Annotated in this window: 12 protein-coding genes; 6 read left to right on the top strand and 6 right to left on the bottom strand. The window is 28.3% G+C overall.

Annotation, left to right across the window (positions count from 1 at the left end; all coding sequences use genetic code 11):
* Positions 1-52: 52 nt before the first annotated feature.
* Positions 53-424, bottom strand: coding sequence for a fluoride efflux transporter CrcB (crcB, locus tag ETU08_RS02020; RefSeq protein WP_146261345.1), 372 nt, complete (start codon positions 422-424; stop codon positions 53-55).
* Between the two features lie 28 nt (positions 425-452).
* The gene (gene crcB, locus ETU08_RS02015; RefSeq protein ID WP_146261344.1) at positions 453-821 is read right to left on the bottom strand and encodes a fluoride efflux transporter CrcB; all 369 of its coding nucleotides are present in this window, start codon (positions 819-821) and stop codon (positions 453-455) included.
* Between the two features lie 296 nt (positions 822-1,117).
* Between crcB (ETU08_RS02015) and ETU08_RS02010 the strand changes: the two genes are divergently transcribed.
* From ETU08_RS02010 to ETU08_RS01985, 6 genes are all read left to right on the top strand, one after another.
* Positions 1,118-2,746 (top strand): DUF4139 domain-containing protein, encoded by a 1,629-nt coding sequence (locus tag ETU08_RS02010; RefSeq protein WP_146261343.1) that lies wholly within the window; start codon positions 1,118-1,120, stop codon positions 2,744-2,746.
* A 71-nt stretch (positions 2,747-2,817) separates the two neighbouring features.
* Positions 2,818-3,816 carry a lipoate--protein ligase gene (locus ETU08_RS02005; RefSeq protein ID WP_146261342.1) on the top strand — a complete coding sequence of 333 codons (999 nt, stop codon included), beginning with the start codon at positions 2,818-2,820 and terminating at the stop codon, positions 3,814-3,816.
* Positions 3,817-3,852: 36 nt separating this feature from the next.
* Entirely contained in the window at positions 3,853-5,181 is a 1,329-nt protein-coding gene (locus tag ETU08_RS02000; RefSeq protein WP_146261341.1) for a hydroxymethylglutaryl-CoA reductase, degradative, read from the top strand.
* Between the two features lie 426 nt (positions 5,182-5,607).
* The gene (gene tyrS, locus ETU08_RS01995) at positions 5,608-6,903 is read left to right on the top strand and encodes a tyrosine--tRNA ligase (protein ID WP_146261340.1); all 1,296 of its coding nucleotides are present in this window, start codon (positions 5,608-5,610) and stop codon (positions 6,901-6,903) included.
* Positions 6,904-6,973: 70 nt separating this feature from the next.
* Positions 6,974-7,471, top strand: coding sequence for a hypothetical protein (locus ETU08_RS01990; protein ID WP_146261339.1), 498 nt, complete (start codon positions 6,974-6,976; stop codon positions 7,469-7,471).
* Positions 7,472-7,475: 4 nt separating this feature from the next.
* Positions 7,476-7,904 carry a DUF6646 family protein gene (locus ETU08_RS01985; protein ID WP_146261338.1) on the top strand — a complete coding sequence of 143 codons (429 nt, stop codon included), beginning with the start codon at positions 7,476-7,478 and terminating at the stop codon, positions 7,902-7,904.
* Between the two features lie 59 nt (positions 7,905-7,963).
* Here ETU08_RS01985 and ETU08_RS01980 read toward each other — a convergent pair whose 3' ends face one another.
* The 4 genes from ETU08_RS01980 to ETU08_RS01965 are packed head-to-tail and all read right to left on the bottom strand — an operon-like array spanning position 7,964 to position 12,247.
* On the bottom strand, positions 7,964-8,554 hold the full coding sequence (locus ETU08_RS01980) for an HAD-IB family hydrolase (protein ID WP_146261337.1): 591 nt from the start codon (positions 8,552-8,554) through the stop codon (positions 7,964-7,966).
* A 24-nt stretch (positions 8,555-8,578) separates the two neighbouring features.
* Complete coding sequence (locus tag ETU08_RS01975; protein WP_146261336.1) at positions 8,579-9,307, bottom strand: SDR family NAD(P)-dependent oxidoreductase; 729 nt, start codon at positions 9,305-9,307, stop codon at positions 8,579-8,581.
* A complete protein-coding gene (locus ETU08_RS01970; RefSeq protein WP_146261335.1) occupies positions 9,304-10,917 on the bottom strand; it encodes a hypothetical protein in 1,614 nt (537 codons plus the stop codon). Before ETU08_RS01970 ends, ETU08_RS01975 begins: the two co-directional genes overlap by 4 nt.
* Before the next feature lies 1 nt (position 10,918).
* Complete coding sequence (locus ETU08_RS01965; RefSeq protein ID WP_146261334.1) at positions 10,919-12,247, bottom strand: FAD-binding oxidoreductase; 1,329 nt, start codon at positions 12,245-12,247, stop codon at positions 10,919-10,921.
* Position 12,248 lies beyond the last annotated feature (1 nt).

The raw sequence follows: 12,248 nt of genomic DNA, 5'->3' as shown, positions 1-12,248 counted from the left end.
CAAAGAATGATGAGTAAAAGCTTTAAAATGAAGGATACAGCATTTTTATAAATTAATCCTTACTTGTTTTTCTGGATATTAGAAAACCTAACCATACAAGCGTGATACCTGCTAAAAAACTTATAGTAAGATAGAGGAAAGCAATTGAAATGTAGCCTTCTTTAATTAAAAAGAAAGTTTCTTTAGAGAAGGTAGAGAAGGTAGTAAAGCCACCGCAAAAACCTGTAACTAATAGTAAGTTAAGATTGTTTTTAAGATTTACCTTTCCAGCTAACAGTCCAATTATAAAACAACCTAAAAGATTGGCTACAAAAGTAGCGAAAGGGAATAAAGGCGGATTTGAAGTTGCTGATAATAAAGAGATTGAATGCCTGCATAGGCTTCCGAATCCACCACCTATAAAAACCAATAGAATTTTTTTCATTAAATTTTAATTTTAAATTTTCGTCTTGTTAGCAGTTTCCTCCGCCTGTTATATATCCTAAAAATAAGCTTAAAAGTCCTACAACACAACTAGAAAAAACATAGATAAAAGCCAATTTTATTTTTTCTTTATTAAATAAGAGAAATGCTTCTTTAGAAAAGCTGGAAAAGGTGGTAAAACCACCGCAAAAACCAGTAATTAAAAATTCATTGAGAGTAAGGTTTTTATGTAAGACTATGGAGAACAGTCCGATTAAGAAACATCCAATAATATTTACGAGGAATGTACCTAAAGGGAAATTGCCTTTATAATAATTTGGAGTAATATAGGAAACGGCATACCTAGAAATACTTCCCAATCCACCTCCCAAAAAAATAAATAAAAATTGTATAAACATATTAGTTTTTAATATTAATAACCATTGTTTTATGTCACAGTTACCTTGAATAAGACATGTAAGAATAAAAAAAATATAAATTCATTTAAAGGAACTCTTTTTAATTTAATAAATATTAATTGTTGTATGATAATGGTACATGAAGACGCAAAATAAATACCAAAAAATATTAAATACATTATAATATTCGTTTATAATGTCTAGATTGCTTCATAATTGTATGAATTAGAAATAAAAATATTATTTATAAAGTATATAATCTATATATGTTATTAATCAATAATAATGGTAAAAGTATGAAAATTTGTTTTTTATTTATTGTTTTACTAGGTCTAACCCTAGGAGCACAAAAGCCCATAGTTGCAACTGCAAAGGTAGAGGCAGCTACCGTATATTTCAATTCTGTTGAAATTTCACAATCCGTAAACATAAATTTGCCTAATGGAACTTCAGAAATTATCGTAAAAAATGTTTCTGATTATGTAAATGAAGAAACCGTTCTTGTAGGAGTACCGAAACAGGTATCGGTACTATCTGTACAATATACAACCAACTATATTTCCGAATACGATAAGAATGAAAATTCCTCTCAGTTAAAAGAGGTGAAGGATAGTATTTTGTGGGTTACAAATAAATACAGCCAAATAAAGAATGAAAAAGAATCTACCCAAAAAACGATTGAATTGTTAGACGCGAATCAAAAAATTGTAGGTTCAAACGGTATTAATTCCGGCGATTTAATAAAGGTGGTTGAATATTACCAAACAAAAAGAACAGAACTTAACAATTCATTATTTGTGTTGGAGCGAAAAGAAAAGGAATTGTCTGAAAAACTTACAAATTTGAAAAATAAGCTTAGTTATAGTCAAGCAAATGAAGAAAATATATCCCAAGGGAAGTTAGTTCTACAATTGATGAATTCAGGGAATCTTCAGAATATTCCTTTACAAATTTCATATATAAGTGGAGGTGCCTCTTGGCAACCTTTTTATGATTTGAGGGCAGAAAGTATATCTCAGCCAATTCAGTTTTTATATAAAGCACAGGTAGTACAACAAACTGGAGTTGATTGGAAAAATGTTAAATTAACTCTTTCCAGTGGTATGCCTAGCCAAAACAATAGGGTTCCAGAATTAAACCCTTGGTTTCTTTATTTCCAACCGGTAGCAAAGCTCTATAGGAGTAATGCACTTTCCATATCTATGCCTGAGTATGCAAATGAAGAACAGGTTTTTAATAAAAAGGGTATGGCTTTGGAAAATAGACAAAAACAGGCTTACGAAGTTTCAACAGTATCATCTACTATTAATGAAAATCAATTGAATACTTCTTTTGATATACCTGTACTTTACAATATATTATCCAATGGAAAGCAGCACAGTGTTGTATTGAATGAAATTGAAATACCGGCAAGCTACAAATATTTCGCAGTCCCTAAATTAGATAAAGATGCTTATTTGTTAGCACAAATCAGTAATTATTCTCAGTATAACTTGTTGAAGGGAGAAGCAAATATAATTTTTGAAGGTTTGTATGTAGGTAAAACGGTTATTGATCCTAATCAAACGCAAGACACCTTAAGTTTAGGAATGGGAAGGGATAAAAGAGTAACTATAACCAGAGAAAAAATAGCTGATAAATCTGGAACTAGATTTCTTTCATCCTCTAAGGAGCAAACATTCACTTATGATATTGTAATAAAAAATAATAAAAAGAATAGAATTAATCTAACCATAGAAGATCAATATCCATTAAGTACAGATGAAAATATAAAGATAGAGTTAATGGATAAAGGAGGAGCCAAGGTTGATGCTGATTTAGGGAAGTTGACTTGGGATTTAGTATTAGCAGCAAACGAAATAAGAAAGATAAGAATAAGTTATAAGGTTAAATCCCCCAAAAATCAGTCCATATCTAATTTATAAGATGGCTTTAGTGCTATAGTTTTTTATTAAGATCTCTAAGTAAATTATTGTATTTTTGAAGGAAAAAGCGAATGATTTTTATTGATAATCTTCAAATATATAATCCACAAATTAATCTTGCAATTGAGGAATATATTCTTAAAAATTTGTCTCTAGAGAATGATTCTTATCTACTTTTTTACATAAATAATCCTTCTATAATTGTAGGAAAGAATCAAAATACAATAGAGGAAATAAATACGGAATATGTAGAAAAGAATAATATAAAAGTGGTAAGAAGATTATCTGGAGGGGGAGCCGTTTATCACGATAGAGGAAATTTAAATTTTAGTTTTATTACAAAAGACGATGGGAGTAGTTTCTCAAATTATCAAAAATTTTTAAACCCAGTTATAAAGGCATTAAATGATATGGAAATTATGGCTGAACTAAGAGGAAGAAATGATGTCGTAGTAAATGGAAAAAAAATTAATGGCAATGCACAATTTGCAACAAAAGGCAAAATGTTAACACATGGAACACTTTTATTTGATAGTAATATCAATGAGGTTGTAAATTCTTTAAAGGTTAGAAAAGATAAAATAGAATCTAAAGGAATAAAATCAATTAGAAGTAGAGTAGGCAATATTTCAGATTATTTAAGCTTTCCTATGTCAATTGAAGAGTTCAAAAAAAAAATTCTTTTATCAATTTTTAAGGTAGATAGTATATCTAAAATCAATTCATATACATTAACTAAGTTTGATTGGGAAAAGATTAATCAAATTTCGAAAGAAAAATATGCCAATTGGGATTGGAATTATGGAAAATCACCCAAATTTCTTATGGAAAGAACCCAAAGATTTCCAATAGGTTCAATTGATCTTAAATTAGATGTAGAAGAAGGTGTAATAAAAGCGATTAAAATTTACGGAGATTTTTTTGGTATCGGTGAAATTAGTGAAATAGAAAGTAAACTAGTTGGAATTAAATATTCACGACAACAAGTTGAAATTGCTTTGAAAGATGTTGATTTGAAACATTATTTTGGAGCTATTTCTTTAGATGAATTTTTATCTTTAATCTATTAATTGTTTAAATACTTTTAAATATAAATTATAGAAATAATGGAAGGATTGATTGTTAATGGTTTTTCAAGATTAAGTAAAGAAGATAGAATCAATTGGTTGGTTAAAAATTTTACCAATAATTCCCTTAAAACAAAAGAGATATTGTCTCAATATTGGTTAGATAATAAGGATTTACAAAAATTACATGATGAGTTTTCTGAAAATACAATTTCAAATTTTTTCCTTCCTTGGGGGATAGCTCCTAACTTTTTAATTGATGGAGAAATGTATGCTTTGCCTATGGTAACAGAAGAAAGTTCAGTAGTGGCTGCTGCTGCTAATGCTGCAAAATTCTGGTTAAACAAAGGAGGATTTTCTACACAAGTTTTAGGAACTACAAAATTAGGACACATTCATTTCTTTTATAAAGGAAATAAAGAAAAATTTACGAATTGGTTTCAAAATTTTTTAAAGATAAAATTAGAAGATGCTACCGCAGAGATTACCCAAAATATGCGTAGCCGAGGAGGAGGAATTACTTCTATAATTCTTCAGGACAATACAGCTAAACTTGAAGGGTATTATTTTATTGAAGTTTCTTTTGATACTAGAGATAGTATGGGGGCCAATTTTATAAATTCATGTTTGGAAGAAATGACTAAAATTTTGAAAGAAGAGATGAATCAATCAGAAAGTTTTCAGTCCAACGAGAAGGAATCATTACAAATAACAATGTCTATATTGTCTAATTATGTTCCTGATTGTAGAGTTAGAGCAGAGGTTTGTTGTGAAGTTGATGAATTGGATGTTAAAGTTATGTCTCCGTATGAGTTTGCTGTAAAATTTAAACAAGCCATAGATATAGCTACTGTTGAAACTTTCCGAGCATCTACGCATAATAAGGGGATTATGAACGGTATAGATGCTGTAGTAATTGCAACTGGGAATGACTTTAGAGCAGTTGAATCATGTGCACACACTTATGCTTCGCGAAGTGGGCAATACAGAGGACTTACTAATTGTAGTATAGAAGATAATATTTTTAGATTTTGGTTAGAAATTCCATTGGCTCTAGGTGTAGTAGGAGGTTTGACTAAATTACATCCATTAGTACGAGCGTCTTTAGAGATATTAAAAAACCCCACTTCAGAAAAATTGATGAAAATAGTAGCAGTATCAGGATTAGCGCAAAATTTTGCAGCAATAAGATCATTAATTACTACTGGAATACAAAAGGGGCATATGAAAATGCATCTTTTAAATATATTAAACCAGTTGGGGGCAACAAATTCAGAAAAAGAACTCTTATCTAATCTTTTTAAGTACCAAATAGTTTCTCATCATCGGGTAGTTAAAGAATTTAATAAATTAAGAAGAAATAGTTAAATAAATTAATATCAAATATTTTATATAACCAATATTAAAAAAAGGAACCTATTACGGGCATAAATAAAATCAAAGTTATTATTAAAAATATAAAAACAACAATAGTTAAAAATTTTGAGGCATCCATGTATTAAATTTAGTTAGTGATATCGGAACTAAAAAATATCAATATGAGAATAAAAATGACTATTTTAGTCTAATTGATTTTATGATATCGATTTATTATGCAAATATAGGCAAAAAAATAATTTATGGTCTATTGAATAATAATTATTTACTAGTTGTTGGAAACGTTATACAGAAAGTTATAGGTTTTTGTCTGGGATTATTTTAATAGATAATTATTGATAACTTATAAAACCTATTACTTTTAATCCATGAAAATCATCTGAAAAATTATAAATTTGTTTAGTAAAAATATAGTATATGAATTCTTTTATTGAGGAATTAACTTGGAGGGGATTAATTCATAATGTGATCCCAGGTACAGAAGAGCAACTGGATAAAGAAATGACTTTGGGTTATATTGGATTTGATCCAACCGCTGATTCATTACATGTGGGAAGTTTAGTCCCTATATTGTTATTGGTTCACTTTCAAAGACATGGACATAAGCCAATAGCATTAATTGGTGGATCTACAGGAATGATCGGGGATCCTTCTGGTAAAAGCTCGGAAAGAAATTTACAAGACGATGAAACTCTACAAAAACATTTAGCTGGAATAAAATCACAGTTGGAAAGATTTTTAGATTTTGAAAGTAATTCTCCTAATTCTGCGGTCTTAGTAAATAATTACGATTGGATGAAAAACATTTCATTTTTAGAATTTGCTAGAGATATTGGTAAGTTTATCACTGTAAACTATATGATGGCAAAAGATTCTGTTAAAAAAAGATTGAACGGAGAGTTTCAAGAAGGAATGTCATTTACAGAATTTACCTATCAACTATTACAAGGATTTGACTTTTATCATCTTTTTTCCAAAGAAGGTGTAAAACTACAGATGGGAGGCTCTGATCAATGGGGGAATTTAACCACTGGTACAGAACTAATTCGAAAAAAAATAGGTCAGGAAGCCTTTGCTTTAACTTGCCCATTAATAACAAAAGCCGATGGGACTAAGTTTGGGAAAAGTGAAGGGGGTGAGAATATTTGGTTAGATGTAAACAGAACATCAGTATTCAAATTCTATCAATTTTGGTTAAATGTAGCAGATGAAGATTCTGAAAAATATATAAAAATATATACTTTCTTGTCAAAACAAGAAATAGATGAATTAATAATTCAACACAAAGAGGATCCTTCCAAAAGAATATTACAAAAAAAATTAGCGGAAGAAATTACTTCTTGGGTTCATGGAAAAGAAGAAACAGATAAGGTAATCCAAGCATCTTCAATATTATTTGGGAAATCTACCAAAGAAGATTTTTTAGCATTGGACGAAAGTACTTTTCTCTCTTTGTTTGAAGGGGTTCCACAAAAAGAAGTATCTCTAGCAGATTTAAAAAATGGAGTATTGATTTTAGAAGCCCTATCAGATTTTAGTGGTTTCTTAGCTTCCAAAGGAGAAGCAAGGAGAGCATTAAAAGAAAATTCTATATCTGTGAATCAGCAAAAAATCAATGAAGAATATAAAATTGGCGAAGGCGATTTAATACAAGGAAAATATATATTACTTCAAAGAGGTAAAAAATCATATTTTATATTAAAAGGAGTTTAATAAAATTGCAGAAATTTATTTTTTCCATAATACAAATTAAATATATTTGCAAAACTCATATAAAAAATAAATGAAAGGGCTTATTAAGTTTTATCATCCTGATGAAACCTTAGAATATCACATCAGGAAATGTTTTTGTAAAGTTGTTTTTCTGAATAAGAAAAATACCTTAGTTGTAGAAGTTGAATCTGATGATGATTTAGATCATGTTGAAGAGGATTCTTATCAAAATGAATATCCACAAGTTTCATTTTCTTTAGAAGATTTCGAAATTCCAGTGAATACAGTTCAGCAATTGCTCGGAAAGTCATTTCAAGTTCCTAGTTTTGAGGAAATCGAAACAGATTCTGGAGAAATTGAAGAAGTTTATTATACGAACTTGAATATTAATGATGAAGAGTATCTGGATACGGGAGATAATGAACTTAAATTTGGTAAGGACGAAAATGGTAATTTAAAATTGATTTGGATAGGATATTGTGAAGATTTCCTTACGGGTAATAAAGAGCCCTTAAAATTTAAAATTTCATGTTCCTTTACCCAAGATAAATTAGAAATAGTTGAATAAAAATATGGTAAAAAAAATAATATTATTAGTTCTATTTATAGGCTTTGTCTCTTTTACGAATGCACAAGCTTATAATGGTCAGGGTGATCAGAAAGTACAAATCGGTATAAATGCTTTTGGTTATGGAACTGGTATTACAGGTTCGTATGATTATGGAGTATTGGATTGGTTATCCGTAGGTGCTGGAGGTAATTTTTATTGGAGTAACGATAATGATAACTTTTTTATATTTGGAAGAGTGAATTTTCATTTAAATGATGTTTTAGATCTACCCTATAATATGGATTTATATCCTACGGTAAGAGTAGGAGGTAGAAATGATGGCTTTGGAATAGGTGCTGGTTTAGGATATCGTTACTTCTTCACAGATAAAATTGGAGCATATGCTGAGTTAGGTAGCTATGGTTCTTTAGGAGTAAGTATAAATTTATAATAATCAATAAAAAAGGAGAGCTAAATTTTAAATTTAGCTCTCCTTTTTTTATGTTGTATTTAACTGTTAAAGTATTTATAATGAGGATTAGTTGATAGCTCAAGCATGTACTTATCACCTTTAGTATCCCCAAAGGCATAAATTTCTTTAAATTGAGATAACTGTATTTCACATACAATTCTTTTAACCTTTTCCTTGCCATTGCAATTGGGAGTTGCAAATTTTCCAGTAAAAATTTGATTTTTAAATTCTGCTTTTGTACTAATTAAACGAAATCCAAAAAAATTTGCAAATGGTTCAACCCATATATCCAACGAGGCAGTGACAATGTATTTATCATTAGTATTTTCTATATTCTTTAGATATTGTAGAGCTTTTGGATGTATTAAACTGTTTATTCTTTTATTAAAATAATTTTGAGATAAAACATTTATTTCTTCTTTAGATTTTCCTTTTAAAAAAGAAGAAATAAATGTTTGTTTTACAAATTCAGTATTTACTAACTTAAATTTTGATAGTAAAAATAATGGAATAAATTTAATAAATCTAGATTTATATATATGAGGAAATGAAATTTGGAGAAAATCAAAAAGTGTATCCTTATTGGTTAGTGTACCATCAAAATCAAAGAGATATAATCGATTATTCATTATTTTAATAATTAGTAAATAAAATTACATTTTTAACTTTTTAAAAATAAACTCAGGTATATTCTTAATAATTGTCATTATAGCCCACCAAATAGAAGTCACATAAATCTTATTTTTTTTCTTTTTATAAGCTTTATAAATGATAGATGCAGCTTTAGAGGGTGTAGCTGTTAATGGTTTGGGTAGAGGCATTCCAGCAGTCATTTTAGTATCCATAAATCCGGGAATTACGGACATAACATGTACATTCTTAGAATATAAATAGTTTCGAAGACCATCAAGATAAGTTAAAAATCCAGCTTTAGCACTTCCATATATAAAGTTGCTTTGTCTTCCCCTCAATCCAGCTACTGATGAAAGCCCTATGATTGTACCATTATTATTTTGTTCAAATTTTTGAGCAAAATAATTGATAAGTGGAACTAATTTAGCATAGTTTATGTTGATAATTTGTTTTGTATTAGAAAGATTATAAAGACCATCTTCCGTATTCTTTCCAAGGTATCCAGAAGCACAAAAAAGTAAATCAGAATCTATATGATTAAACACAGAATAGTCAATATCTTTCATTAAATCAAAAGAGATAATCTCAGATTCTTGTTTAAATTTAACTAAGATATGTTGAGCAAAACGTTTAGTTTCCTCTTCATTAGAGGTTACTAAATAGATTTTTTTATATTTAGTGCTATTTTCAAATAAAAATTTATCTATAAAAGCTTGAGATATATCGGAGGTAGTTCCTAGTATGATCATTTTAAATGTTTTCTTAATTGGATTAAATTAATATATGATTTATAATTTTCATGATTATTAGACCATATAAGTAGCTTTAAAATATCATTACTTATATTGATTTTTTTGTTAATTCCATAAACATGTGCAGAAGTTTCTCCTCCCATCTTAACAAAAATTATGTCATAATCATTAAAATTCTTACTTAAGAATGATAGTATATTCATGGTTGCTAAAACTGTTTTTTCAGATGAATGTTTATTTTGTGTTATGTAATCATGAATAATATTTTGAAATTGATTAATATTTGTAAACTTATAAATAATATTATTTTGGAAAAAAGAGAATGGTTTACTATTTCCTCCCCAGTAACACATAAGAATATCAATTTTATCTTTAGAGTTATCTAAGGGAGCTTCTTTTTTTGCATAATATCGATTATTAAGCCCTACAACATCAATAATTTTGTTAGGTTTCGTGTTCCAATATGCGAACCTTCCTGCCTCCGTTATATATAATGTTTCATTTCCTTTTAAAATATCTCTACTTAGAAAAAAAGTAAATTGATTTATATAATCAAGAGTGTTTAAAGTATAATAGTAATGCTTATAGGTTTTAATGCTGGTAATAAGCATAAGAAGGGGTAATATTAAAACAATATATATATTTCTATAGCTCAAGGCTATGAAAATGGTAATAAGTATTAATAAATAATATAAAACTAAAAAGAAAGGAGCTTGGAATCTAAAACCTACATTTTGAGATTGATGCATTAATGTAAAGGTTAGAAAATGTATCAATACAGGAAAAAAGGCAAATAATAAGCGGAATCTAATTTTTTTAATAAAAATTAAACTTAAGAGAAATAAAAATGTAAATATTAAAGTTTGCTTATTAAAAAGTAAAATTTTTAAATTAGAAAGAATATTCTGTAAAATTCCACCATTAGATTTAACATAGATAGGTAGCGGTAATATTTCTTCAAAATAATTGAATCTCCAAATAAAATAAATAATACTAAGAGTTAAGGCAATTAGCGAATGAAAAAAATATTTTTTATAGGATATTAAAAATCCTAATATGGTAGAAGTAACTGCTATAATTGCACCATCCGGTCTAAATAAGGATATAGTTAGCCCTAAATAAGGAATTAAATTTATAAATTTTTGATTGTATAAAAAATAGGATAGTAATACTATCAATGAGCTATATAAAATTACGCTGAATCCTCCTAGGGCTGCTATTATTGGGTAAAATAAAATCCAAAAGGTTGCAATAGGAAAAGCTATAAAATATGAAATTTTATAATTGAACCCTTTACATAAGGTTTTAAAAAAAATATAATTAATAATATAAACTCCAAAACTATTTAAAATTATAGCTCCAACTCCTACATTTATACCTATTTTACCTAGTATTATTAATAATATAAGCCAAAGAAAATCTGTAGCACCTTCTGTATGTTCTCCACCTGGATAAAAAACTATACCATTACCGTCAACAGCCATTTCTACATAACGAAATAGTATATAAGCATCTTCATCGAAATTTCTAAAGTAAACGTAAACTAAGTTTATAACAAGATAGATTATTGCAGTTATTGCTGGCAATAAATAAATATTTTTCTTCATACTATATTCCATTTGCAATACGAGTATGTTGCACAGAATTAAATTTGTTTGTTTCTGGAACTTTTACATAGTCTGTTAATTCCTTTTTAGACATAGCATCTTTAGCCAAATAAATTCTACCTCCGTAATGCTCTACAATTTCATCTAACTCTTTTACTAACAAAGGTAATTTAGAATTAATTTTAAAGTCAAGAGCTAGACTATAACCATCTATAGGAAAAGAATTATGAGCCTTTGGATTACTTTTTTTGTATAACTTTAGAACAGCTAGAAAAGATCCTTGTCCACTTTTAGCAATAGTTTGTAAGATTTCAGTCATGCCTTTTTTTCCTGACTCACGTGGAATAATAAACTGATATTGTATAAATCCATTTTTTCCATAAATTCTATTCCAATTATTGATCGCATCTAATGGATAAAAAAAGGTGTTATAGTCAACAAAGTTATTTACAATTTTTTTTCTTTGTTTAAAGTAATATAAAAAATTAAAAGCCTTAACTGTTAATGTATTAAGAACAAATGAAGGGAAATCTATCGGAACATTTAATAAAGGCTTCTTTTCAACATGCAACGGTTGGTTTTTCCATTTGGTAGGCAATTCATCTAGCTTAGCATGTTCTCCAATCATAAGAATAGATTTTCCCATTTGCTTTCCTTTTTGTAAACAATCGATCCATGCTACACTGTATGTCCAGTTTTCCGATTCATCGAAATATTTAAATATTTCTTCAAGATTATCCGCTTTTAAAATTTTTTGTTTAATATAAGCTGTTTCTATTCTTTTTAATGAAAATCGTGCAGAAATAATTATACCTGTTAGCCCCATTCCTCCAATGGTATTCCAAAATAATTCTGAATTTTCTGTAGGAGAACATTTTTTTATTTCGCCGTCTTCAGTTATAATTTTAAAATCTAAAACATAGTCACCAAAACAGCCTTCCGAATGATTGTTTTTTCCATGTACATCTGAACCAATAGCTCCACCAATACTAATTAGTTTGGTCCCGGGAGTTACTGGTAGGAAAAAACCTTCCGGTACAATAGTATCTAGGATATCTGATAAGATAACACCAGATTCACACTCAAAAATACCATTCTCTCTATCAAAAGAGAGAAATTTATTTAGTCTTAAAGTTGATAAAATATTTTCCTTATTTAAAGAATTATCCCCATAAGATCTGCCATTGCCTCTAGGTATAATTGAATGACTTTCCTTTATAATTTTTTGAATTTCTGATATATTTGATGTTTGATGGAAATTTGTTTTAACCAAAGGGTATTTCCCCCAATTGGTAATTTCAATAGTGTCAGGCTTGCTTTTTTTTTCCATG

It is taken from the genome of Apibacter muscae (genome assembly GCF_007845635.1).
Taxonomy (GTDB): domain Bacteria; phylum Bacteroidota; class Bacteroidia; order Flavobacteriales; family Weeksellaceae; genus Apibacter; species Apibacter muscae.
Note: the sequence above shows the minus strand (reverse complement) of the source record. Positions and strands in the feature narration are given on the sequence as shown.

Bases quoted from the DNA above. Each gene is read 5' to 3' on its own strand.
- crcB (WP_146261345.1), bottom strand. From the start codon at position 424: ATGAAAAAAATTCTATTGGTTTTTATAGGTGGTGGATTCGGAAGCCTA.
- crcB (WP_146261344.1), bottom strand. From the start codon at position 821: ATGTTTATACAATTTTTATTTATTTTTTTGGGAGGTGGATTGGGAAGT.
- ETU08_RS02010 (WP_146261343.1), top strand. From the start codon at position 1,118: ATGAAAATTTGTTTTTTATTTATTGTTTTACTAGGTCTAACCCTAGGA.
- ETU08_RS02005 (WP_146261342.1), top strand. From the start codon at position 2,818: ATGATTTTTATTGATAATCTTCAAATATATAATCCACAAATTAATCTT.
- ETU08_RS02000 (WP_146261341.1), top strand. From the start codon at position 3,853: ATGGAAGGATTGATTGTTAATGGTTTTTCAAGATTAAGTAAAGAAGAT.
- tyrS (WP_146261340.1), top strand. From the start codon at position 5,608: ATGAATTCTTTTATTGAGGAATTAACTTGGAGGGGATTAATTCATAAT.
- ETU08_RS01990 (WP_146261339.1), top strand. From the start codon at position 6,974: ATGAAAGGGCTTATTAAGTTTTATCATCCTGATGAAACCTTAGAATAT.
- ETU08_RS01985 (WP_146261338.1), top strand. From the start codon at position 7,476: ATGGTAAAAAAAATAATATTATTAGTTCTATTTATAGGCTTTGTCTCT.
- ETU08_RS01980 (WP_146261337.1), bottom strand. From the start codon at position 8,554: ATGAATAATCGATTATATCTCTTTGATTTTGATGGTACACTAACCAAT.
- ETU08_RS01975 (WP_146261336.1), bottom strand. From the start codon at position 9,307: ATGATCATACTAGGAACTACCTCCGATATATCTCAAGCTTTTATAGAT.
- ETU08_RS01970 (WP_146261335.1), bottom strand. From the start codon at position 10,917: ATGAAGAAAAATATTTATTTATTGCCAGCAATAACTGCAATAATCTAT.
- ETU08_RS01965 (WP_146261334.1), bottom strand. From the start codon at position 12,247: ATGGAAAAAAAAAGCAAGCCTGACACTATTGAAATTACCAATTGGGGG.